This is a genomic window from Streptomyces sp. WY228 (genome assembly GCF_019287315.1).
GTDB lineage: Bacteria > Actinomycetota > Actinomycetes > Streptomycetales > Streptomycetaceae > Streptomyces > Streptomyces caviscabies.
Genome location: NZ_CP079114.1, coordinates 1,764,038 through 1,786,301 on the forward strand (window position 1 = coordinate 1,764,038; position 22,264 = coordinate 1,786,301).

Below are 22,264 nucleotides of genomic sequence, written 5' to 3' on the forward strand. Positions count from 1 at the left end.
GCGGCAGCAGGCTCGGTCCGTTTTTGTGTCGGTCTTGCAACACACCGGGCGGGGCCCGCCCGGTGCGGCGGAAGTGGCGCCGGAACCCGGGCCGGCCCCGGTGCGGGAATCGGCAGCGAAGCCGGCCGCGATGCCGGAAATCAGGCGAGGCCCGCTTCCTTCATCTGACGCAGTTCCTTCTTCAGTTCACCGACCTCGTCGCGCAGCCGGGCGGCCACCTCGAACTGCAGGTCCGCCGCGGCGGCCCGCATCCGGTCGGTCATCTCCTCGATGATCCCGGCCAGTTCGGCGGCGGGCCGGTCGCTGACCACCGCGCCGGGCGAGGCCGCCCCGCCCTTCGCCCCGCCCTTGGCCGCCTTGCCGCCGAGCGCGGGGACCGGGGTCTTGGCCTCCTTGCCCTGCCGGTACCCGGTGCCGAGGAGCTGTTCGGTGTCGACCTCCTCGCGGGCGATGGTCGCGACGATGTCGTTGATCTTCTTCCGCAGCGGCTGCGGGTCGAGGCCGCGCTCGGTGTTGTAGGCGATCTGCTTCTCGCGGCGGCGGTTCGTCTCGTCGATCGCCTGCGCCATGGCCGGGGTGATCTTGTCGGCGTACATATGGACCTGGCCGGAGACGTTGCGCGCGGCGCGGCCGATGGTCTGGATGAGCGAGGTGCCGGAGCGCAGGAAGCCCTGCTTGTCGGCGTCGAGGATGGCCACCAGGGAGACCTCGGGAAGGTCGAGGCCCTCGCGCAGGAGGTTGATGCCGACGAGCACGTCGTACTCGCCGGAGCGCAGCTCGCGCAGCAGCTCGATGCGGCGCAGGGTGTCGACGTCGCTGTGCAGATAGCGGACCTGGATGCCGAGCTCGAGGAAGTAGTCGGTGAGGTCCTCCGACATCTTCTTGGTGAGCGTGGTGACCAGGACCCGCTCGTCGCGCTCGGTGCGCTTGCGGATCTCGTGGACCAGGTCGTCGATCTGGCCCTCGGTGGGCTTGACCACGACCTCGGGGTCGACGAGTCCGGTGGGGCGGATGATCTGCTCGACGAACCCGTCGCCGCGCGAGAGCTCGTACTTGCCCGGGGTGGCGGAGAGGTAGACCGTCTGGTCGATCCGCTGGAGGAACTCCTCCCACTTCAGCGGCCGGTTGTCCATCGCGGACGGCAGCCGGAAGCCGTGGTCGACGAGGGTCCGCTTGCGGGAGGCGTCGCCCTCGTACATCGCGCCGATCTGCGGGACGGTGACGTGGGACTCGTCCAGGACGAGGAGGAAGTCGTCCGGGAAGTAGTCGAGGAGGGTGTTGGGGGCGGTGCCGGGGGCGCGGTCGTCGAAGTGCATCGAGTAGTTCTCGACGCCGGAGCAGGTGCCGATCTGGCGGAGCATCTCGATGTCGTACGTGGTGCGCATGCGCAGCCGCTGGGCCTCCAGCATCTTGCCCTGCTTCTCCAGCTCGGCCAGGCGCTGCTCCAGCTCCTGTTCGATGCCGCTGACGGCCTTCTCCATGCGCTCGGGCCCGGCGACGTAGTGGCTGGCGGGGAAGACGTGGACCGTGGGGTCCTCGCTGATGATCTCGCCGGTCAGCGGGTGGAGCGTGGACAGGGCCTCGATCTCGTCGCCGAACATCTCGATGCGGATGGCGAGCTCCTCGTAGACCGGGAAGATCTCGATGGTGTCGCCCCGGACCCGGAAGGTGCCACGGGTGAACGCCAGGTCGTTGCGGCTGTACTGCATCTCGACAAAGCGGCGCAGCAGCTGGTCGCGGTCGATCTCCTCGCCGACCTTGAGCTGGACCATCCGGTCCACGTACTCCTGCGGCGTACCGAGGCCGTAGATGCAGGACACGGAGGCGACCACGACGACGTCGCGGCGGGTGAGCAGCGAATTGGTCGCCGAGTGGCGCAGCCGTTCGACCTCCTCGTTGATCGAGGAGTCCTTCTCGATGTAGGTGTCCGACTGCGGGACGTACGCCTCGGGCTGGTAGTAGTCGTAGTACGAGACGAAATACTCCACCGCGTTGTTCGGCAGGAGCTCACGGAACTCGTTGGCCAGCTGGGCGGCGAGCGTCTTGTTCGGCGCCATCACCAAGGTCGGGCGCTGCAGCTTCTCGATCATCCAGGCGGTGGTCGCCGACTTGCCGGTGCCGGTCGCGCCGAGCAGCACGACGTCCTTCTCATCGGCGCGGATACGCCGCTCCAGCTCGGCGATGGCCGCCGGCTGGTCGCCGCTGGGCTGGTAGGGACTGACGACCTCGAAGGGCGCCACCGAACGTTCGATCTTGGAAACGGGCCGCATACAACCACCGTACGGCTCGCCACTGACAACGGCCCCGGATCAGCGGTACCGCGGCCCTCCCGCGCCCTCGCGGACCATGCTCCGCGGGTGGTGCCCGGCCCGCTGGTACGGGTCGGGTTCGCCCGTCATGGCCCGGGGGTCGAACAGGAGCACGACGGCGGCCAGGAGCAGGAAACAGGCGGGTCCGGCCAGCATCGGGCCGATGATCTCGGCGGGCCGGTCGCGGGGCAGGACGTCGGCCAGGTCGTTCGGCAGGGTGGGCGGCAGGTGCAGATGCACGTCCAGCGCGGCCATGCCGGTGTAGTGCATTCCGGTCACCGCGACGGCCATCAGAATGCTCGCGCCGAGGCCGGAGAGGGCTCCCCGCAGGCTGACGGCCGCCCACAGCGCGCCCGTGGCGGCGACCCCGGCGATCAGCACCGAGAGGACGACGAGGGGCGTGTCGTACGCGAACCGGGCGTCCATGCGCATGCCCGCCATGCCGAGATAGTGCATCGAGGCGATACCGAGGCCGGTGATGGTGCCCCCGGTGATCAACGCCATGCGGGTCGCGCCCCGGTACCCGACAATGAAGATGCCGATGCCGATCATCACCACGGCCACGGCCAGGCCGGAGAAGGTGAGGGGCTTGTCGTAGGAGATCGGAGCCTCCTGGACGGTGAAGCCCGTCATCGCGACGAAGTGCATGGTCCACACCCCGGAGCCGATGGACAGCGAACCCAGCGCCAGCCAGCCGGCCCGGAAGGAGCGTGCGGTACGGAGGGACCGGGTGGTGCAGCGGAGTCCGAGGGCGGCTCCCAGTGCGGCCATGAGGAAGGCCGCGACCGGGGTCACCAGGCCGTAGGTGAATCCGTCGACTGTTCCCTGCATGTGCGTACGCCCTTCGAGAAAGCCCGGGGTCGAGGAGGGTCCCCAAGGGGCGAGTCCCGGCAGGCAGACAAAGAAAGCACATTTTATCGGCACGGTCTTCTGCCGTGCTCCGCGGTGGTCCCCGGGACCGAAGGTTCCGTTCATTCCGCGGCCACCGCAGCCCCGCCGGGCGTTGGCGGGCCGCTGTCACTCTCTGCGTGTCCGCACACTCCCGACGTGAGGAGTCCCCGTGTTCGTCCGTACCGCAACCGCCTCCACCACGGCCGCCGCCCTGCTCGGCGCCGGAGCCCTGCTGCTGCCCGCCGAGCGGCCCGAGGCCCCGGAGCGGCAGACGGCCCCGGTCGTCGTGGCGCACCGGGGGGCATCGGGCTACGCGCCGGAGAACACCCTCGCCGCCGTCGACGCCGCGGACGCCCTCGGCATCGAGTGGGTCGAGAACGACGTCCACCGCACCCGCGACGGCGTGCTCGTCGTGCTGCACGACACCGATCTGAAGCGCACGACCGACGCCGAGCAGGTCTTCCCCGACCGGGCTCCGTGGGCGGTCAAGGACTTCACCGCGGCGGAGCTGGCGAAGCTCGACGCGGGCAGCTGGTTCGGAGCGCAGTTCACCGGGGCCCGGATCCCGACCCTCACCCAGTTCCTGAACCGCCTGGAGCGCAACCGGCAGAAGCTGCTCCTGGAGATCAAGAGCCCGGCGACCTACCCGGGCATCGAACGCGACATCATCCGGGTGCTGGGCCGGTCGGGGTGGCTGGACCGCTCCCACGTACGGAACCGGCTGGTCATCCAGAGTTTCGGCGCCGACAGCGTGAAGCAGGTGCACACGCTGCGCCCGGACATCACGACCGGTTTCCTGGGCACCCCGGCGGTGGCCGACCTGCCCTCGTACGCGGCGTTCACCGATCAGATCAACCCCTCGTACGCGACGATCGGCGCCGACTACGTGGCGGCGGTCCAGCGGCTCAAAGGCCCGCACGGCAAGCGGCTGCGGGTGAACACCTGGACGGTCAACAAGGCGGCGGACGCGGTGAAGGCCCGCGACTTCGGGGTCGACGGCATCATCACCAACTTCCCCGACGTGGTGCGCGACGCCACGAGCTGACCCGGCGCGCTGTCGGTCCCGCCGGTTTCCGCCGACGGGACCGCCGCTGTCAGTGCCCGGTCGTACGGTGGTCGGCATGAACGATTACGGGACCGGGGGCGGGCCGGCCGTCGAATGGGCCGTCGTGGACAGCGGCATCGGCCCGCTGCTGCTCGCCGCGACCGCGACCGGCCTGGTGAGCGTGTCCTTCCACGCCCGCCCCGACGTACGGGACGCGATGCTCGGCCGGCTGCGGACCGGATTCGGCGCGGAGCCGGTGGAGGCGCCCGGCTCGGCGCGGCTCGCCGAGCCCATACGCGCGCTCGCGGCGTATTTCGCGGGCGGGCGGGAGGACTTCGACCTGGCTCTGGACTGGTCGCTGGCCTCGGGCTTCCACCGTGAGGTGCTCCGCGAGCTGGCGTCCGGGGTGCCCTACGGGACGGTCGTCGGGTACGGGGAGCTGGCGGCGCGGGTCGGCCGGCCGGAGGGCGCGCAGGCGGTGGGCGCGGCCATGGGGGCCAATCCGCTGCCGGTGGTGGTGCCGTGTCACCGGGTGGTGGAGAGCGACGGCGGCCTGGGCGGGTTCGGCGGCGGCCTGGAGACCAAACGACAGCTGCTGGCGCTGGAGGGGGTCCTGCCGGAGCCGCTGTTCTAGGGCCTGTCGATCAGGGTCGGGTCCGCACGACAGGCCCCTGGTCGGGCTCGTTTCACTCGCCCGGGTGCACGGCGGCGGCCGGGCGGTGGCACACTGCGCCGGTGACGCGACCCCTCTCCCTCCCCCAGGTCCCGGCCGCCGGGCTGCCCGCGCTCCAGCGCCGGACGTCGGCGGTGCTCATCGTCAGCCAGATACTCGGCGGCCTCGGTGTGGCCATCGGTATCGCGCTGGCCCCGATGCTGGCCGCCGAGGTGAGCGGATCCGAGGCGCTGTCCGGCCTGGCGCCGACCTCTTCCGTCGTCGGCACGGCGCTGCTGTCACTGCCGCTGGCCGCCCTGATGACCTCCCGGGGCCGCCGGTCCGGCCTGGTGCTCGCCTATCTGATCGGTGCGCTGGGCGGTGGGCTGGTGGTCCTGGCCACGATGCTGCCCAGCTTCCCGCTGCTGCTGCTCGGCATGGCCGGGTTCGGCGCGGGGTCGCTGGCCGGTCTCCAGGCCCGGTTCGCGGCGGCCGACCTGGTGGGGCCGGAGCGGCGGGGGCGGGCGATCTCCACCGTCGTGTGGGCCACCACGATCGGCTCGGTGCTGGGGCCCAACATCTCGGCCCCGGCGAGCCGGCTGTTCCGCGGTACGCCGGTGCCCGAGGCGGCCGGGCCGTTCCTCTGCTCGGCCGCCGTGTTCCTGCTCGCCGGGCTCGTCGTGGCGCTCGCGCTGCGCCCGGACCCGTTGCTCACCGCCCGGGCCCTGGCTCCGGAGGGCCCGGCGGGGCCGCCGAAGCGGTCGCTGCGCGCCGGGGTCGAGGCGGTGCGGGAGTCGCCGATGGCACGGCTGGCCCTGGTGACGGTCACCGTGTCGCACACCGCCATGGTGTCGATCATGGTGATGACCCCGGTCGACCTGGGCCGGCACGGCGCCGACCTCCAGCTGATCGGGCTCGTCATCAGCGGGCACATCGCCGGCATGTACGCGTTCTCGCCGGTGATGGGGTGGCTGGCCGACCGGTTCGGACGGCCGGCCGTGATCGGGCTGGCCGTCGGGCTGCTGAGCCTCGCCGCGCTGCTCGCGGGCACCGCCGGGCCCCGGCACGGGCAGACCGCCGCGGGCCTGTTCGTGCTGGGCCTCGGCTGGTCGGCCGGGATGATCGCCGGTTCGGCGCTGCTCACCGACGCGGTGCCCCGGTCCGCCCAGGCGGCCGTGCAGGGGCTGTCGGACCTGACGATGAGCGCGGCGGCAGGCGTCGGCGGGGCGGCGGCGGGGGTGATCGTCGCCCAGTGGGGTTACGGCAGCCTGAACGCGATCGGCGCCGCCCTGCTGCTGCCGGTCGCCGCGCTCGCGCTGCGCCGGGGTCTGCGGCGGCCGGAAGACCTCAGCGGCCCGGGAGACGTCAGAGGCTGATGTGGTACGCCTTGCGCAGCGTCTCGTGAACGGTCCAGGTCGTCCGGTCGCCCTCGCGCAGGACGCACGCGTCCCCCGGGCCGATCTCCAGCGTCGCCCCGCCCTCGACCGCGACCGTCGCCCGGCCGCTGACGACCACGAACAGCTCGTTCGCCTCGGTGTCGGTGACCACGCCGGGCGTGATCTGCCAGATGCCGCGGATCTGCCGGCCGTCGGGCGATTCCCACAGCACCTTCCCCGTCACCACGGGATCGCCCGAGACGATCTGCGCCGGATCGAGAGGTTCCGGTACGAGTTCGGCGTCCGGGATGTGCACGGCGAAGGAGGCGGGGACCTGGTCGTTTGTCGTCATGGCCGGTCACCTTAGCGACCGCTTCCGGCCACCGGGTGACCAGGACCCGCCGGAGAACGTCCGCCCGTGGTTTGCGCCCCTTCCGCCCGCGACAGGGATGGGGCATGCCTCAGAACTCACCGGAAACCAACGAGCCGGAACCCTACGAGCCGGTGCTCTCGGCGGAGGTGCGCGCCGCTCTGAGCGCCGGTCTGCCCGTCGTGGCGCTGGAGTCGACGATCATCGCGCACGGTCTGCCGCGCCCGCGCAACCTGTCCGTGGCCCTGGAGCTGGAGGGCCTCGTCCGGTCCGCCGGAGCGGTCCCGGCGACCGTCGCCGTGCTGGACGGGGTGGCCCATGTCGGCCTGAGCGAGGACCGGTTGGAACGGATCGCCGGTGATCCGGCGGTACGCAAGCTCGGGCACCGCGATCTCGCCCCGGCGCTCGCCTCCGGGGCGAGCGGGGCGACGACGGTGTCCGCGACGGCGTTCCTGGCGGCCCGGGCGGGCGTCGGCGTCTTCGCGACCGGCGGGCTCGGCGGCGTACACCGGGAATGGGCGGAGAACCAGGACGAGTCGGCCGATCTGCGGCTGCTCGCCCGCACCGGGATCACCGTGGTCTGCGCGGGCGTGAAGTCGATCCTCGACGTCCCGGCGACCCTCCAGCGGCTGGAGACCCTCGGCGTCTGTGTCGTCGGCTACGGCACCGACCGCTTCCCCGGCTTCTACCTGAGCAGCTCCGGCGAACCCGTCGACTGGACGGTGCACAGCCCCGAGGAGGTGGCGGAGGTGATCCGGGTGAAGGAGGCGCTGGGCGGCCCGGCGGCCGCGCTGATCGTCGCCAACCCCGTACCGGAGCGGGATCAGTTGGATCCGGCGCTGCACGACCGGGTGCTGGCGGAGGCGCTGGACGCGTGCCGGGAGCGGGGCATCTCGGGGCAGGGCGTCACACCGTTCCTGCTGGACCAGCTGATGCGGCGGACCGGGGGTGCGTCGCTGGAGGCGAACCTCGCGGCCGTACGCGGAAACGTGGCTCTCGCGGCGCGGATCGCCGTCGCGGCGGCGGGTGCCCGGTGAGCGCTGCGGCGGCGGGCGGTGGGCTGCTGGTGGTGGGCGACGTGGTCACGGACGTGGTCGCGCGGTACGGATCGGCGCTCGCCCACGGTACGGACACGGCGGCCCGGATCCGTACGGTGCCGGGCGGCGCGGGGGCCAATGTCGCCTGCTGGGCGGCGCGTTCGGGCTGTCCGGACGTCCGGCTGCTGGCCCGGGCGGGCGCGGAGTCCGCCGACTGGCACCGTCGGGCGCTGGAGCGGGCGGGGGTGCGGGCGTTCCTGGCGGTGGACGACGAGCTTCCGACGGCGACCGTCATCGCCCTGGTCGACGCGGCGGCCGAGCGTACGTTCCTCACCGACGGCGGGGCGGTGCTGCGGCTCGCCGCCGAGGACTTCGCGCCCTCGATGCTCGACGGCGTCGGGCGGCTGCATCTCTCCGGCTATCTCCTGTTCGCCGCGACGAGCCGGGCCGCCGCCCTCCTCGCCCTGCGCACCGCCGTGGAGCGGGGCGTTCCGGTGAGCGTGGATCCGGCGTCGGCCGGGTTCCTCGGCGAGCTGGGGCCGAAGCGGTTCCTGGAGTTCGCGGAGGGGGCGGAGCTGCTGCTGCCGAACGCGGACGAGGCCCGGCTGCTCACCGGGCTGCCCGGACCCGAGGCCGCGGCGGCGGAGTTGAGCCGGTGGTTCCCGCGCGTCGTCGTCACCCTGGGCGCACGGGGAGCCGTGGTGGCCGCCCGGGGCGAGGTGACCGGCCGCGCCCTCGCCCCGCCGGTGCGCGAGCCGGTCGACTCGACGGGCGCGGGCGACGCGTTCACCGGCGGGTTCCTGGCGGCTCTGCTGGCCGGGGCGGACGACCTGACCGCGGCCGCCGCGGGCTGCCGGGCGGGCGCCGAGGCGGTGGCCATGGTGGGCGGGCGGCCACCGGTCCGCTGAGCGCGGGTGGCGCACCGCGCGTACGGCGGGAACCGCCGGCGGCCCGACCGCGCGGTTCATCCGCCCCCGGGCAGCCCCGACCAGGCCGGGTGCGACGGGTCGTCCGCCCGGACCACCACGTCCGCCCGCTCCGAGGGCGCCACCTCCTCGTACCGGGCGAAGGCGGGCAGGGTCCAGCGTTCCGACTCCCGCGTACGCCGCCGCAACGCCCCCGGGGACAGCCGCAGATGGACGCTCAGCGCGAACGGGAACCAGTGCCCCAGCAGGAACGGGCCGTGCACGACGACGACCCCGCCCTCGGGCAGCGCGTGGTACGGGGTCCGGGTCGCCCGGTCGGTCACGGGGTCCCACAGATCGGGCAGCACCCGGCCGGAGCCGCCCGCCTCCAGCGGCCCGAACACCTCGCGCCACAGCGCCCCGGTGTCGAACCAGCCGTCGACGTACGTGTCCGGGTCCTGCTTCCCGTACTCGAAGCGCAGGCTCGCCGGCCGCAGGAAGCCCTCGGTGGAGACGACGAGGACCGAGCGGCCGAGCAGCCGCAGCTCCTGGGCGACGCGTTCGGCGCACTCGCCGGTGCGGGCGGCCGGGGCGCCGTCGATGCCGAGGGCGAGCCAGGGCCCGCCGTCCGCCGCGGACAGCCCGTCGCCGTACCGGGCCAGCTCGCCGGCCAGCCGTTCCCAGGTGATCGCTTCGAGTCGCACGGCTCCATCATCGCCGGATCCGCGCGCGACCGCCCCGCGAGCCCTCCGGCCCCCGGAACCCGGCTCAGGTCCCCCGCAGTTCGGCGGCGAGCGGGCTCTCGCCGGACACCTCGACGCGGCCGTCCTTCACCGCCTCCGCGAGCCCCGCCGCGCCCCGCGCGAGGTCCAGGCAGACCCCGGCGTCGAGGACGATCCGGGCGTCGGGGCGGTCGGCGGGGCCGTATCCGTACACCGGTCCGTACGCCTCGGCGCCCGGCAGCACGGCCCCCGCTCCCCCGCCGACATGGAGGTGGAACTCGCCCTCGTCGAGCCGGACTTCGAGGACGCCGTCCTGGGTGAGTCCGGTGAGGGCGCCGAGCAGCGGCAGTGCGAACCAGTGGGCCCGGACCGCGTCGGTGGGGCGGCGCTCGGCGAGGGCGGGCGCGCCCCACGCGGCGAGGGCGGCGAGGACGGTCCGCAGCCCGTGGCCGCGTTCGGTCAGCTCGTAGACGGAGGCCGCCGACGGGGGCGGCAGCTTGCGGCGCAGGGCCAGCCCGCTCTGCTCCATGTCCTTGAGCCGGGAGGCCAGCACATCCGTGCTGACGCCGGGCAGATCGGCGTGCAGGTCCGTGTACCGGCGGGGGCCGCCCAGCAGTTCACGGACGATCAGCAGCGTCCACCGGTCGCCGACGGAGTCGAGGGCGCGGGCGGTGGCGTCGAACTGGTCGTAGCTCCGGCGACGGGCGGGGCGTGCTGCTGGCTGCTGCTGACGTGGCATGCGACGCAGTCTAGACATGTTGTTGGACTTTCCAAGCTGAAGCTTGGTAAAACCAAGTATCGCAATTCGGCTCGGGAGGCAGCGCATGGAGTTCCGGCAGTCCAGCAAGCTCAACGAGGTCTGCTACGAGATCCGGGGCCCGGTCATCGAGCACGCCAACGCCCTGGAGGAGGCGGGCCACAGCGTGCTCCGGCTCAACACGGGCAACCCGGCGCTCTTCGGTTTCGAGGCTCCCGAGGAGATCGTCCAGGACATGATCCGGATGCTGCCCCAGGCACACGGCTACACCGATTCGCGCGGCATCCTCTCGGCCCGGCGGGCGGTCGTCCAGCGCTACCAGGCCATGGGGCTGACCGAGGTCGGCGTGGACGACGTGTTCCTCGGCAACGGGGTCTCCGAGCTGATCTCGATGGCGGTGCAGGCACTGCTGGAGGACGGCGACGAAGTGCTGATCCCGGCCCCGGACTTCCCGCTGTGGACGGCGGTGACCACGCTCGCGGGCGGCAAGGCCGTGCACTACGTCTGCGACGAGGAGTCCGACTGGAACCCGGACCTCGCCGACATGGCGTCGAAGATCACCGACCGGACCAAGGCCGTCGTGATCATCAACCCGAACAACCCGACCGGCGCGGTCTATCCGCGCGAGATCCTCGAAGGCATCCTGGATCTGGCCCGCAGGCACCACCTGATGGTCTTCGCCGACGAGATCTACGACCAGATCCTCTACGACGGGGCCGAGCACCACAGCGCGGCGGTCCTCGCCCCGGATCTGGTCTGCCTCACCTTCAGCGGCCTGTCGAAGACGTACCGGGTGGCCGGGTTCCGCTCCGGCTGGATGGTGGTGTCCGGCCCGCGCCAGCACGCCCGCAACTATCTGGAGGGCCTGACCATGCTGGCCTCCATGCGGCTGTGCCCCAACGCGCCCGCGCAGTACGCCATTCAGGCCGCGCTCGGGGGCCGGCAGTCCATCAAGGAGCTGGTCGCGCCGGGCGGCAGGCTGCACGAGCAGCGCGACCGGGCCTGGGAGCGGCTGAACGAGATCCCGGGCGTCTCGTGCGTGAAGCCGAAGGGCGCGCTGTACGCCTTCCCACGCATCGATCCGAAGGTGCACCCCATCGTCGACGACGAGAGGTTCGTGCTGGATCTGCTGTTGCGGGAGAAGATCCAGGTGGTGCAGGGCACCGGCTTCAGCTGGCCGCGCCCGGACCACTTCCGCATCCTGACGCTTCCGTACGCCGACGATCTCGACGCGGCGATCAGCCGCATCGGCCGCTTCCTGAACGGATATCGCCAGTGAGGTGCGCGTACGGCCCGGCCGGGTTCAGATGAGGCGGAACAGGTCGGCGGCGGCGTGGACGTCCGTGAGGTCCTCGATGGAGCGGAGGTTGTCGCACAGGGCGTCCAGGACCGAGCCGGCCTCGGCCGCGCCCGGGGCGCCGACGGCGAGTCCGAAGAGGCGGAAGCCCAGCACCCGCCTGGCCTCGTTCCAGCCGCGCATCCATTCCTCGGTGACGCCGCACTCGTCGTCGGTGATCATCACGATGTCCGCGCGCGGGTCGGTGGCGTCGTCGAACTCCTCCTCCAGCAGTTCGCGGGCCACGGTCAGGGGAGCCTGGTAGCTGGTGCCGCCGCCGAGAAAGGTCTCCGCGAAGTCGAGCACCTGCTCGATGCCGGCGGACCGGCCGGCCGGGAAGCGGAAGACCTGGATCCGGTCCTCGGCGGAGAACAGGATGCCGACGAAGTCGCGCCCGGCGTGGCGGGCCTGGTCCAACAGCGCCAGGGCGCACGCCTTGGACCACGCCTCCCGCGTGACCCCGCCGGGCCCCGCCGCGTACATCGAGTGGGAGGTGTCCACGCACGCGATGACGGCACCCCGCCCCGTCGGCTGCTCGCCCCGGCTGTCGTACAGCATCAGCTCCCCGGCGGCGTACCGCGCGGCGAAGACGGCGCGCAGCTCGGGCAGGCCGAGGTTGGCCAGTTCGGAGGGGATCAGGCGGGAGAGGTCGTCGCCGAGCGTGACGCCGACGAGCTCCCCGGCGGTGCTCTCCACCTTGCGGGCCCGCTCCCCGTCGGCCATCTGCCGGAAGCGCCCGATCAGTTCGGCCCAGCGGGCGAGACGGCCGGCCCGCAGCCGCTCGGCGAGACGGGCGCGCCGCGCGTACGGCATCCGCTCCAGCTCACCGGAGCCCACGCCCCAGGCCCGCATCAGCACGGCTTCCTCCCGCACGGCCTCGGCGGCCTCGCCCGCCGCCCGGTGCGCGGCGGCCCGGAGGCCGGGGACGGCCGCGGCGCCCTGCGCGGCGTCCTGGGCGGCGCGCCGCGCAGCCGACCCGACCGCCTCGGCCGCCTCGATCGCGCGGTGGAGGGCATCGGCGGTCGAGGCCGGTACGCCGCCGTCCTCATCGGCCTCTTCGGCGGCCTGCCGGAGCGCCTCCGCCACGGCGGTCGCCGCTCTTTCGGCGTCCTGGCGGGTCCTCGCCGCCTGCTCGGCCCGCCCCTGGGCGTCCTGGGAACGCTCCAGCATCCTGCGCAGGGCGCCGGACTGGGCGAGGACGGCCAGGGCTGCCGCGTAGGGGTCACCGACGGTCTCCCGGCGCAGCGCGGCAAAGTCCGGTGACTCCACCAGCGCGGCGACGACCTGGTGGTTGACCAGCCGTGAGGGATCCATCTCGGTGCGCTCGCGCAGTCGGAGGCCGGCCTTGTAGGCGGCCAGGAACACATCGGCCAGGAGGTCGGCGGCGTGGTCGTGACGCTCACCCAGCTCCCGGGCCAGCTCGCGCAGCCCTTCGGACTGTTCGCAGGTGTCGTGCCAGGTGAACCGTTCGAACCGGTCCGCGAGGACGACCCCGGTGCACCGCTCGGCAGCGGAGTGACCCAGCCACGTCCGGGCCCGGCCCGCCAGTGCGCTGAGGGCGACCGGCTCGCTGCCCGTGCCGCTGCTCCTCCCGGCGGTCAGAGCCGGTCCTGGACCATGCTCGCGTCCATACCGAGCGCCTCGGTGAGAACACGGGCGCGGACGGCGCGCTGACGGCCGGTGACCCGGTCGATGGCGGCGGTGGAGCGGCCGGCGCCGGCCGCCTCGGCGCGCAGTTGTTCCAGTCTCCTGCCCGCCGTGGCGAGCTTGTTGTGGGCCTTCTTGATGACCCAGTCGCTCAGCGCCTCGCGGGACTGCCCTGCCATGGCGTCGAGCTGGGCCTCCAACTCGTCGATGGCATCGGCCAGGTCGAGCGCCTCCTTGGCGTCGGGGTTGACCAGGTGCAGTACCTCGCGCTCGACGGTGGGGCGCTGGGCCGGGGAGTCCCACAGCACATGGGTGAGTACGGTCAGGTCGGTCTCGGTGACCGCCGGGCGTCCGTCGAGGTACGCGGACGCCTGGAGGAGCCCCACCGCCTGCCGCCAGCGGCGGTCGGAGGCGACGAGTTCCTTGCGGCGCAGAGCCGCGCGCAGCGAACACACCGCGTCCACGACGGCGTCGGGGACGGCCACGGCCGGGACGGACCGGGTCACCGCTTCCTGCAACGCGGCCAGTTCGACGGTGGTACGGACCGGGGCCGTCGGCCGGCTGACGGCGGAGCGGACCAGCGCGGCGAAGTTCGACGGGTCCGCCAGGTATCCGACCTCGATCCGCACCAGCAGCCGGTCGTAGATCGCGGCCGTCTCCTCCCCGGTGGGCAGTTCGTTGCTCGCCGTGATGGCGCCGATCAGCGGGCAGCGAATCGGCTCCCCGCCGCTTTCGGGGTGGTAGATCCGCTCGTTGAGGTAGCCGAGGGTCTCGTTCAGCGCCGCCGTCGAGCACTTGAAGATCTCGTCGATGAACGCGACGTGCGCGGTCGTGGCGCGGCCCTCGTAGACCTGGCGGTACTCCCCGCGGGTCAGCGCGGCGACGTCGACCGGGCCGAACATTCTCGTCGGCGCGGTGAACTTCGACAGCAGGATCTCCCAGTAGGCGGCCCCCTCGACCCTGCCGGTGAGCTCCCGGGCGATCTCGGACTTCGCCGTTCCGGGCGGGCCGAGCACCAGCGAGTGCTGTCCGGCCAGCAGCGCCACCACGAGGGTGCGCACCACGTCGGCCCGCTCGTAGAAGCGGTCCGACACCTCGTCACAGATCTTCCGCAGCCGGGCGGCCGTGGACTGCGCGTCGTCTGTTCCTTGCACGTCTGCGCCTTGCACGTCTGTACCTCGCACGTCCTGCATGGTGCCCCGCGGGTCCGGTGCCCGCGTGGTCGGCTCCGGTCTCCGTCGGACCCGGGGAGCGGGAGCGGGCCCGGAGGCGTAGCCGGCCTCCGGGCCCTGAGTGTGCCGCCCATCGGGCACGCCGGCACGTTTAAGGATCCGGGTCAGTCTGATGTCGTCGCGTCCTGCCTTTGGACCACCGCAGATCGAAGCTCTGCGGGCCGGACTTGAACCGGCATTTCGACGCGCACGGGCCCGGGCCCGTTCGATCCGGCGATCGGCGGCGAATGCTGAGTCTGGAGCAAGAGTCTGAGATTGACGGCGGCTGCCTCTGCCAACTTGGGCTACTCCGGCCCGTGCCGGAGGGAGGAGTCGAACCTCCACTGGTACCGCGCCTTCACGACAAGCTTCAGTTTCAGCTTGCGCTCCTCGCGCACCCCGGCCCCCTTGATCGGCGGCCGGGGAATCCATGGTCGGTCACCCGAAGAGGTAACCGAATACCGCATCACCCACCCGCTGGTCGGTGACGTCCGCGCCATTGGCCTCCTCGCGGGCGAACTTCACGGCCTGCTGGAGCTTCTCGATCCGGTCCAGCAGTTCGTTGACGCGCCGCGCGGGCAGCGCGCCGGAGAACTTCACCGTCGTCCAGTACCCGATCGGGACGTCCTCGTAGTACACCTCGACCTGCGCCGGGTGCTTGTCGGTGGCCTCCGCCTTGACGTGGTTGCGGGGCACCTTCTTCGTGCGGAGGGTGCGGACCGGCTCGGTCTTCCAGGAGTCGGTCGACGGGTCCTGCACCCAGGCCTCGGCGGCGTCCAGCACGGGCAGCTTGCGGATGAAGGTGTTCAGGTCGGTCAGCTGCTTCTCCAGGAAGAGCAGGTACGACACCGGCACCTCGCTCACCAGCACCCGTCCGTCGACCTTCACATCGGCCCGGGCCGTGCAGTTCGCCCAGTCCTTCGTGGCGGTCACGTCGAAGAGGCGGGTCAGCGTGGCCGCGGTGTCCCGCAGCACGTCCTCGGCCTTGACCTGGACCAGGGTCGACTCGGGCGGAAGCTGCTCGCCCTCCTCGTCCTTGGGCTGGTAGGTCCGGGAGATCCCGGCCAGCAGTCCGGTCTTCTGGAGGCCGTGATGGGCCGCCGTCAGGTCCTGGTGTGCCTTGGACTTGACGCCCTTCTCCACTGCGATGATCTGATTGAGTTTCGCCACGTCGAGGACGCTAACAAGAACAACACCCTGGTGGCCAAGGGTTTTACCGTACGTAGTGGGGGTCGTCGTCGCCGGCGGTGTCCGGGACGGAGTCTCCGGCGAGCAGGGCTCCGAGGGCCGACACCGGGTCGGGGTCCGGGGCGGCTCGCGGCCACCAGTCGTCGGCGCCGGGGTCGGACTCGTAGCCGTACCAGCGCATGTCCTGGCCGAAGCGGAGCTGGAGCGAACCGGCCGGGTGGGTCAGGTGGTTGCGCCAGGGCGTGAAGCGCGGGTAGCCGGCGGCGGCGAGCGCGGGCCTGGCCCGGTCGAAGGGCCCGGCCGGCGGGTCCCAGGGCGTCTCCAGGACCGCGAGGCCCCCGGCAGCGCCCTGCCGCCAGGCGGCGACGGCGCGGGCGAGGTCGGTAGTGGTGCGGCCGGTGGCGTACGCCAGCTCGCGGTAGAGCGCGCGGGTGGTGGCGGTGAGCCCGGCCGTCGGCCGCGAGGCGGCGAGGCGGACGGCGTCCTGCCAGGCGGTGAACCCGGCCAGCGGATCGCGGCCCGTGGCCAGCAGGGCGTGGGCGCGGGCGGCGGCGTCGGTGGCGAGGTGGTCCAGGCCCAACGGGTCGCGGGCGCCGGGCAGATCCGGGTACGAGGGCGGCTGGCCGGGGTGCGGCGGGACCGGGAGGGGCGCCGGGAGCGGGGGCAGGAAGCGTCCGGCGAACGCCTCCTCGGCTCCGACCGACGGCACGGCGGGGGCGGCGGGGCGCTCACGGGCGGAGTGCTCGGCGTTGCGCCGGCCCAGCTCCTCCAGCAGCTCGCGCTCGCCCCGGCCGCGCATCAGCAGCAGGACGAACGGGTCGCTGTCGAGCAGCAGTGCCGTCTGGAAGCAGAGCGCGGCGACGTGTTTGCAGGGCCGCCCGTGGTCGGGGCAGGTGCAGCTGGGGTCGAGGTCGTCGGCTGCGGGCAGCAGCCGGACACCGGCCTCCTGTGCCGTACGGGCCAGGGAGTGCGGCATCTCCTTGGCGAGCAGCGCGGACAGATGGCCGGGTCGCTCGGCGACCGCGTCGAGCAGCGCCTCCCAGCCCGGGTCGGCGAAGGTGCGCAGCCGCAGTTCGGCGCGGTAGGGGCGGGCCCGGCTGCCGTGCACATAGGCGACGACCCGGCCCGGGGTGACGGTGATCGCGGCGACCTGGCCGTCGTCGGCGTACGCACGGCCGCGGGCGAGCCGGGCCTCGTCCATAGACAGCGACTCCAGCGCGTCCACCCAGGCCCGGCCCCACCAGCTGTCCGCGAAGGGCTCGCCCTCGGCGGAGGTGCGGGCGGGCACCGCCTCGAAGGTGCGCCGCAGATCGTCCGGGCCGATCCGGGCGCGCGGGGCGGACCTGCGGGCGGCGGGGCCGGTGGTCGGGCGCGGGGCCGGGCGCGGGCTCATCCGGGGACTCATGCGGGCCTCCGCAGCGATACGAGGTCGGCGAGGTCCCGGTCGCTCAGCTCGGTCAGGGCGCTCTCGCCGCTGCCGAGCACCGCGTCCGCCAGGGCCCGCTTGGACTCCAGCAGCTCGGCGATCCGGTCCTCCACCGTGCCCTCGGCGACGATCCGGTGGACCTGGACGGGCTGGGTCTGGCCGATGCGGTACGCCCGGTCGGTGGCCTGCTCCTCCACGGCCGGGTTCCACCAGCGGTCGAAGTGGACGACATGGGCGGCGCGGGTGAGGTTCAGCCCCGTGCCGGCCGCCTTGAGGGAGAGCAGGAAGACCGGGACCTCGGCGGACTGGAAGCGGTCCACCATCCGCTCCCGCTCGGGCACCGGCGTACCGCCGTGCAGGAGTTGGGAGGGGATCGCGCGGGAGGCGAGGTGCGCGGAGAGGAGCTTCGCCATCGACACGTACTGGGTGAAGATCAGGACCGAGCCGTCCTCGGACAGGATCGTGTCGAGCAGTTCATCGAGGAGGGCGAGCTTGCCGGAGCGGCCCGCGAGCCGGGTGGGCTCCTCCTTCAGATACTGGGCGGGGTGGTTGCAGATCTGCTTGAGCGAGGTCAGCAGCTTCATGATCAGGCCCCGGCGGGCGATGCCCTCCGCCGCCTCGATCTGCGCCATCGTCTCGCGGACGGCCGCCTCGTAGAGCGTGGCCTGCTCACGGGTGAGCGGGACGGGGTGGTCGCTCTCCGTCTTGGGCGGCAGCTCGGGGGCGATGCCGGGGTCGGACTTCTTGCGCCGCAGGAGGAAGGGGCGCACCAGCCGGGACAGCCGCTCCACCGCCTCCTCGTTGCCGAGGCCCGCGGCGGTGTCGGTGCTCTCCACGATCCGGGCGTGCCGGGCCCGGAACGCCTTGAGCGGGCCGAGCAGTCCGGGAGTGGTCCAGTCGAGCAGCGCCCAGAGCTCGGAGAGGTTGTTCTCGACGGGGGTGCCGGTGAGGGCGACCCGGGCCGGGGCGGGGATGGTGCGCAGCGCCCTGGCGGTGGAGGAGTGCGGATTCTTGACGTGCTGCGCCTCGTCGGCGACGACCAGGCCCCAGCTCTGCTCGGCGAGCTGCGCGGCACTGGAGCGCATGGTGCCGTACGTGGTGAGGACGAAGCCGCCGTCCGGATCGCTCAGGGTGCGGTCCGTGCCGTGGAAGCGGCGCACCGGGACGCCGGGGGCGAAGCGGTTGATCTCGCGGTGCCAGTTGCCGAGGAGGGAGGCGGGGCAGACCACCAGGGTGGGCGAGGGGTGCGCGCGGTGCAGGTGGAGGGCGATGAGGGTGATCGTCTTGCCGAGGCCCATGTCGTCGGCGAGGCAGCCGCCGAGTCCGAGCGAGGTCATCCGGTCCAGCCAGGCCAGACCGCGCAGTTGGTAGTCGCGCAGGGTCGCGTCGAGACCGGGCGGCGGCGCGATCGTCAGGTCCTGGCTGAGGATCCGCGTACGGAGCGCGGCCAGCGCCCCGGCGGGCACGGCATCCACCCGCTCACCGTCCACCTCGGCGCTGCCGGTGAGCGCGACGGCCAGCGCGTCCACCGGATCCAGCAGCCCCAGCTCCCGCTTGCGCGCCTTGCGTACGAGGGCGGGGTCGACGACCACCCACTGGTCGCGCAACCGCACCACCGGGCGGTGGGCCTCGGCCAGGAGGTCCATCTCGGCCTCGGTCAGCCGCTCGTCGCCCAGGGACAGCTGCCAGTCGAAGGCGAAGAGGTGCTCGGCGTCGAAGAAGGACGTGCCGTCGGTGGCCGATCCGGGCGCGGGCCGGACGACGGCGGCCGCGGTGAGCGAACGGGCCAGCTCGCGCGGCCAGCGCACCTCGACCCCGGCGGCGGCCAGCCGGGATCCGGCGTCGCTCAGCAGCTCGTACAGCTCGTCCTCGGTGATCGCGAGCACATCGGGGACGGGCTGCCCCAGGAGCCGTTCCAGCGGGGCCCAGACGCGGGCGGCCCGGCGCAGCGCCAGCACCGCGTCGACCTGGGCGCGCGGCCCGAACGGCTCGCCGGCCCCGCCGTTCCACAGGGCCGCCGCGTCCACCACGTACGTCGGATCGGCGAGGCTGTGGACCTGCACGATCGCCGCGGCGGCGGGGCGGACCGCCGGATCGTCCGGATGCTCGGGACCGCCGGACGCGTGGGCGGCCTCCGCCTCCTCGTGGGCGGCCGTGACCGCGTAGGTGTCGGCGGTGTCGAACAGCTCGTACGCGGAGAGGTCCAGGCGCAGCGAGACCCGCACGCCCGCGTCCAGGCCCGAGGCCACCTCGACGGCCCAGGCGGCGGCGTGGGGCAGATGCTGGGCCTCACGGGCGGCGAACGGGGCGCCCATCGCGAACGCCGCGGCGGGTGTGCGCGGCAGTGTGTCGGCGACGGCGTCCAGGAACGCCCCGATCAGGGTCTCGGGTTCGGGGAGCCGGGGCGGGGCGGAAGCGGGGACCGGCACCGCGTGTCCCTCGGGCGGCAGGGCGGCGGCGACCGCCCGCAGATGCGCGACGTCCTCGGCGTCCCTCGGGCCGGCCCGCCAGGCGTCGTGGCCGTCCGCCGTGAGCCCGGGGAGGAGCCGGCCTCGGGCGACGAGCTGGAGGGCGTGCAGCGCGGCCGCGCCCCAGCAGCGGGCGGCGGGGTGGGCGGACGCCTGATGACGGGCCCGGACGAGCACGGGCAGCGCGTCGGCCACGGACAGCAGTGCCGCGCGCACCTCGGCGGTGCGGACGCGCCCGGGGCCCGCCGCCGGGTCCGGCCGGACGACCGTGAGCCGGGCGGTGGTGCACGGGACGGAGTCGGGGCGCCCGGTGGCGTCCCCGTACCCGAAGGGCGTGCCGCCCCTGCCCTGCGCACCGTCGTCGTGCCGCGGGTCGTCGCCGTCCTGGTGCGGGTCCCAGAAGGCGATGCGGCCGTCCCTGGGCACCGGACCGGGCAGGAAGACCGCCGCGCCCCGCAGCAGGCGGCCGATGTCGGCGGCGCCGGTCGCGCCCTCGGCGCCCCGCGCCCCGCCCTCATGGGCTCGTGCCGTCATGTCCGCCACCCCCTCCCGCCTGATCCACGGTCTCCGTCGGCACGGAATGTGCTGACTCCGCGAGTCTAGGCGGGAGGTCTGACACTGCGGACGGCGACGCCATCACCCCAGCTCAGCGACGCGGGGGCCAGTCGGTCGCCGGCCTGGATCCGCGCGTGGTCCCACCACGCTCAGTGATGGGTGAACGGCTGCTCGGAGGCGGCCGGGGACGGTGGGACGGCGAGGTGGGCGGGTGGTGCGGGCGGTGCGTCGCCGTCGCGCCCCGTCGCCGTTTCCCTTGCCTCCGCCGCCGGTGACGGTTGCGGCTGCGCGCGTTCCAGGAACCGGAGCAGCTCCACCGGGAAGGGCAGCACCAGCGTGGAGTTCTTCTCCGCCGCGACGGCCACCACGGTCTGCAACAGCCTCAGCTGGAGCGCGGCGGGCTGGGCGGACATCTCACCGGCCGCCTGCGCCAGCTTCTTCGAGGCCTGGAGCTCCGCGTCGGCGTTGATCACCCGGGCACGCCGCTCGCGGTCGGCCTCGGCCTGGCGGGCCATCGACCGCTTCATGGTCTCCGGCAGCGAGACGTCCTTGATCTCCACCCGGTCGATCTGTACGCCCCAGCTGACCGCCGGACTGTCGATCATGACCTCCAGCCCCTGGTTCAGCTTCTCGCGGTTGGACAGCAGATCGTCCAGATCGCTCTTGCCGATGATCGACCGAAGTGAGGTCTGGGCCATCTGCGAGACCGCGAACCGGTAGTCCTCCACCGCGATCACGGCGTTCGTCGGGTCGACCACCTTGAAGTAGATGACGGCGTCCACGCGGACGGTGACGTTGTCCCGGGTGATGCCGTCCTGGGCGGGCACCGGCATGGTGACGATCTGCATGTTGACCTTGCGCAGCCGGTCGATGCCCGGCACGACCATCGTGAAGCCCGGCCGCCGCACGTCCTCCCGCAGCCGGCCCAGCCGCAGCACGACGCCCCGCTCGTACTGGCGGATCACCCGCGCCGCCGACGCCACGTAGAGCACCGCGGCGCAGAGCACCGCCACCAACGCGATCACCAGTTCCTGAGCCATGACGACCCCCTGGGAGGAAGGGAGCGGACACCCACGCGCCCATATAGCACCTTTTATTATTTTATGCCCGTCATGAGCGCCTGGTGAACTCTCGTCGCGTCTCCGTCGGACGGCCGCTCGCCCGGTCGGCCGCGCACAGGATGCCGGGCCGGTCCCGGGCGGGCAGGGTGGCCAGCGCCAGCACGTCTTCCCGACGTACCGATCGCCGGACGAGCACCGGACGAGCAGACGAGGACCCGCCCATGTCCGTGACCGCCACCGTTCACCGCCGACGCCGCCTCGGGATCGCCGCCGGTGCCACGCTCCTCGCTCTCGCCGCCACGGGCTGCTCCGGGCTCGGACGCACCGCCGTGGGCCCGGTGACGTACACGACGGAGCGCGAAGCGGTGCTGCAGGTGAACAGCCCGTCGGTACGCGGCTGCCACCGGATCGCCCCGGCGGGAGCCCACGAGGTGGAGAACGGGACGCTGGTCGACGTGATCCTCTACCGCACGCGTAACTGCACGGGCGGCGGGACGACCTATGTGCCGACCAGGTTCAGCGATGTGACGGCGCCGGGCAGCGGCCCGTGGCGCAGCTACAGCTTCGTGCACTGAGCAGCGCCCGCGCCGAGGAGCGCCACGGCCGGTCAGAGCGCGGGGCGGGCCAGCAGCCAGGTGCCGTCGTCGGTGAGGGTGCGGTCCACGGTGAGTCCGGCCGCCGCCAGATACCCGGCGAGGTCCGCGTCGGACAGCTCCCGCGACAGGAAGGTCTGCGTCCACCGCGCGTCGTCGAAGTGATACTCCGCGCGCACCGAGCGCACGCCGTCGCCCACCGGATCCGCGGAGACGATCCGGACCAGCCCGCCGGACGGGTCGGTCCGCTCCCACGGCAGCTCCGAGCGGTGCGCCACGCCCTCGCGCTGGACGAGGACGATCCCGTCGTCCCGCACATGGGCCCGGCAGACGCGCAGCATTCCGTCGCGCACCCGGTGCTCGCCCGCGTGGACCAGGAAGGATCCGAGCAGCACCACGTCGAACCGCTCGTCGCCCAGGTCCAGCGACTCGATGGGGCTGCGCACCGTGCGCGCCCCGACGATCTGCTCCAGCATCTCCGGCGACTCGTCCACCGCCGTCACATCGAATCCGCGCCGCACGAGCGGGTGCGTCACCCGGCCCGCCCCGCAGCCCAGCTCCAGGATGCTCGCACCGGCGGGGGCCACACTCGCGATCACGTCCGGCTCCTCGCCGACGGCCAGCCGGCGGTACAGCTCCACCGCGCACCCGTCCGGTGTGATCGCTCCGGGACCGGTCCCCGCATACCCCTCGCGTACCAGTGATTCGCCCATGC

The 22,264-nt window shown here is 73.0% G+C and carries 19 protein-coding genes and 1 pseudogene; 7 read left to right on the forward strand and 13 right to left on the reverse strand.

Translation table 11 applies throughout. The annotated features are described in order from the left end of the window. Positions 1–140: 140 nt before the first annotated feature. On the reverse strand, positions 141–2,270 hold the full coding sequence (uvrB, locus tag KV381_RS07525) for an excinuclease ABC subunit UvrB (protein ID WP_218784944.1): 2,130 nt from the start codon (positions 2,268–2,270) through the stop codon (positions 141–143). A 39-nt stretch (positions 2,271–2,309) separates the two neighbouring features. After that, positions 2,310–3,140 (reverse strand): MHYT domain-containing protein, encoded by an 831-nt coding sequence (locus KV381_RS07530; protein WP_098026997.1) that lies wholly within the window; start codon positions 3,138–3,140, stop codon positions 2,310–2,312. A gap of 229 nt (positions 3,141–3,369) precedes the next feature. Between KV381_RS07530 and KV381_RS07535 the strand changes: the two genes are divergently transcribed. From KV381_RS07535 to KV381_RS07545, 3 genes are all read left to right on the forward strand, one after another. Next, a complete protein-coding gene (locus KV381_RS07535) occupies positions 3,370–4,245 on the forward strand; it encodes a glycerophosphodiester phosphodiesterase family protein (protein ID WP_030079539.1) in 876 nt (291 codons plus the stop codon). A 76-nt stretch (positions 4,246–4,321) separates the two neighbouring features. Beyond that, positions 4,322–4,879, forward strand: coding sequence for a methylated-DNA--[protein]-cysteine S-methyltransferase (locus tag KV381_RS07540; protein WP_030627523.1), 558 nt, complete (start codon positions 4,322–4,324; stop codon positions 4,877–4,879). A gap of 173 nt (positions 4,880–5,052) precedes the next feature. Then, a complete protein-coding gene (locus KV381_RS07545) occupies positions 5,053–6,273 on the forward strand; it encodes an MFS transporter (protein WP_103537100.1) in 1,221 nt (406 codons plus the stop codon). Here KV381_RS07545 and KV381_RS07550 read toward each other — a convergent pair. Continuing rightward, positions 6,263–6,625 carry a cupin domain-containing protein gene (locus tag KV381_RS07550; protein WP_030079545.1) on the reverse strand — a complete coding sequence of 121 codons (363 nt, stop codon included), beginning with the start codon at positions 6,623–6,625 and terminating at the stop codon, positions 6,263–6,265. The genes KV381_RS07545 and KV381_RS07550 overlap by 11 nt on opposite strands. A 104-nt stretch (positions 6,626–6,729) precedes the next feature. Between KV381_RS07550 and KV381_RS07555 the strand changes: the two genes are divergently transcribed. Next, positions 6,730–7,680, forward strand: coding sequence for a pseudouridine-5'-phosphate glycosidase (locus tag KV381_RS07555; protein ID WP_098026999.1), 951 nt, complete (start codon positions 6,730–6,732; stop codon positions 7,678–7,680). After that, entirely contained in the window at positions 7,677–8,588 is a 912-nt protein-coding gene (locus tag KV381_RS07560) for a carbohydrate kinase family protein (protein WP_086778242.1), read from the forward strand. The genes KV381_RS07555 and KV381_RS07560 overlap by 4 nt, the downstream gene beginning before the upstream one ends. 56 nt (positions 8,589–8,644) lie before the next feature. On the opposite strand, the gene KV381_RS07565 is transcribed toward KV381_RS07560, so the two are convergent. Continuing rightward, positions 8,645–9,289 (reverse strand): uridine kinase, encoded by a 645-nt coding sequence (locus KV381_RS07565; protein WP_218784945.1) that lies wholly within the window; start codon positions 9,287–9,289, stop codon positions 8,645–8,647. A gap of 64 nt (positions 9,290–9,353) precedes the next feature. Further along, on the reverse strand, positions 9,354–10,046 hold the full coding sequence (locus KV381_RS07570; protein WP_230543356.1) for a winged helix-turn-helix transcriptional regulator: 693 nt from the start codon (positions 10,044–10,046) through the stop codon (positions 9,354–9,356). 85 nt (positions 10,047–10,131) lie between these two features. Here KV381_RS07570 and KV381_RS07575 point away from each other — a divergent pair, with 85 nt between their 5' ends. Next, positions 10,132–11,343: a pyridoxal phosphate-dependent aminotransferase gene (locus KV381_RS07575; protein WP_193462354.1), complete on the forward strand. Its 1,212-nt coding sequence runs from the start codon at positions 10,132–10,134 to the stop codon at positions 11,341–11,343. 24 nt (positions 11,344–11,367) lie between these two features. Here the strand turns inward: KV381_RS07575 and KV381_RS07580 are convergent, their stop codons facing one another. The 7 genes and pseudogenes from KV381_RS07580 to KV381_RS07610 all read right to left on the reverse strand — a co-directional run bounded on the left by KV381_RS07580 (position 11,368) and on the right by KV381_RS07610 (position 20,935). Continuing rightward, complete coding sequence (locus KV381_RS07580) at positions 11,368–12,765, reverse strand: VWA domain-containing protein (protein ID WP_193462353.1); 1,398 nt, start codon at positions 12,763–12,765, stop codon at positions 11,368–11,370. Positions 12,766–12,998: 233 nt separating this feature from the next. Further along, positions 12,999–14,240 carry an AAA family ATPase gene (locus tag KV381_RS07585; RefSeq protein ID WP_218784946.1) on the reverse strand — a complete coding sequence of 414 codons (1,242 nt, stop codon included), beginning with the start codon at positions 14,238–14,240 and terminating at the stop codon, positions 12,999–13,001. Between the two features lie 336 nt (positions 14,241–14,576). Then, positions 14,577–14,662: pseudogene (locus tag KV381_RS07590) on the reverse strand. A 34-nt stretch (positions 14,663–14,696) separates the two neighbouring features. Then, positions 14,697–15,428 (reverse strand): hypothetical protein, encoded by a 732-nt coding sequence (locus KV381_RS07595; RefSeq protein WP_030079561.1) that lies wholly within the window; start codon positions 15,426–15,428, stop codon positions 14,697–14,699. Positions 15,429–15,471: 43 nt separating this feature from the next. Next, entirely contained in the window at positions 15,472–16,851 is a 1,380-nt protein-coding gene (locus KV381_RS07600; protein WP_373460994.1) for an SWIM zinc finger family protein, read from the reverse strand. Beyond that, entirely contained in the window at positions 16,848–19,874 is a 3,027-nt protein-coding gene (locus tag KV381_RS07605; RefSeq protein ID WP_218784947.1) for a DEAD/DEAH box helicase, read from the reverse strand. The genes KV381_RS07600 and KV381_RS07605 overlap by 4 nt, the downstream gene beginning before the upstream one ends. A 170-nt stretch (positions 19,875–20,044) precedes the next feature. Further along, positions 20,045–20,935, reverse strand: coding sequence for a slipin family protein (locus KV381_RS07610; RefSeq protein ID WP_218784948.1), 891 nt, complete (start codon positions 20,933–20,935; stop codon positions 20,045–20,047). A 242-nt stretch (positions 20,936–21,177) separates the two neighbouring features. On the opposite strand from KV381_RS07610, the gene KV381_RS07615 reads away from it, so the two are divergent. Next, entirely contained in the window at positions 21,178–21,531 is a 354-nt protein-coding gene (locus KV381_RS07615) for a hypothetical protein (RefSeq protein WP_030079569.1), read from the forward strand. Positions 21,532–21,563: 32 nt separating this feature from the next. Here the strand turns inward: KV381_RS07615 and KV381_RS07620 are convergent, their stop codons facing one another. Continuing rightward, entirely contained in the window at positions 21,564–22,262 is a 699-nt protein-coding gene (locus KV381_RS07620; RefSeq protein ID WP_218784949.1) for a bifunctional 2-polyprenyl-6-hydroxyphenol methylase/3-demethylubiquinol 3-O-methyltransferase UbiG, read from the reverse strand. Positions 22,263–22,264: the final 2 nt, after the last annotated feature.

Coding starts and splice junctions, on each gene's coding strand:
- KV381_RS07605 (WP_218784947.1), bottom strand. CDS start 19,874: ATGACGGCACGAGCCCATGAGGGCGGGGCGCGGGGCGCCGAGGGCGCG.
- KV381_RS07575 (WP_193462354.1), top strand. CDS start 10,132: ATGGAGTTCCGGCAGTCCAGCAAGCTCAACGAGGTCTGCTACGAGATC.
- KV381_RS07610 (WP_218784948.1), bottom strand. CDS start 20,935: ATGGCTCAGGAACTGGTGATCGCGTTGGTGGCGGTGCTCTGCGCCGCG.
- KV381_RS07530 (WP_098026997.1), bottom strand. CDS start 3,140: ATGCAGGGAACAGTCGACGGATTCACCTACGGCCTGGTGACCCCGGTC.
- KV381_RS07540 (WP_030627523.1), top strand. CDS start 4,322: ATGAACGATTACGGGACCGGGGGCGGGCCGGCCGTCGAATGGGCCGTC.
- KV381_RS07550 (WP_030079545.1), bottom strand. CDS start 6,625: ATGACGACAAACGACCAGGTCCCCGCCTCCTTCGCCGTGCACATCCCG.
- KV381_RS07600 (WP_373460994.1), bottom strand. CDS start 16,851: ATGAGTCCCCGGATGAGCCCGCGCCCGGCCCCGCGCCCGACCACCGGC.
- KV381_RS07555 (WP_098026999.1), top strand. CDS start 6,730: ATGCCTCAGAACTCACCGGAAACCAACGAGCCGGAACCCTACGAGCCG.
- uvrB (WP_218784944.1), bottom strand. CDS start 2,270: ATGCGGCCCGTTTCCAAGATCGAACGTTCGGTGGCGCCCTTCGAGGTC.
- KV381_RS07570 (WP_230543356.1), bottom strand. CDS start 10,046: ATGCCACGTCAGCAGCAGCCAGCAGCACGCCCCGCCCGTCGCCGGAGC.
- KV381_RS07615 (WP_030079569.1), top strand. CDS start 21,178: ATGTCCGTGACCGCCACCGTTCACCGCCGACGCCGCCTCGGGATCGCC.
- KV381_RS07620 (WP_218784949.1), bottom strand. CDS start 22,262: ATGGGCGAATCACTGGTACGCGAGGGGTATGCGGGGACCGGTCCCGGA.
- KV381_RS07585 (WP_218784946.1), bottom strand. CDS start 14,240: ATGCAGGACGTGCGAGGTACAGACGTGCAAGGCGCAGACGTGCAAGGA.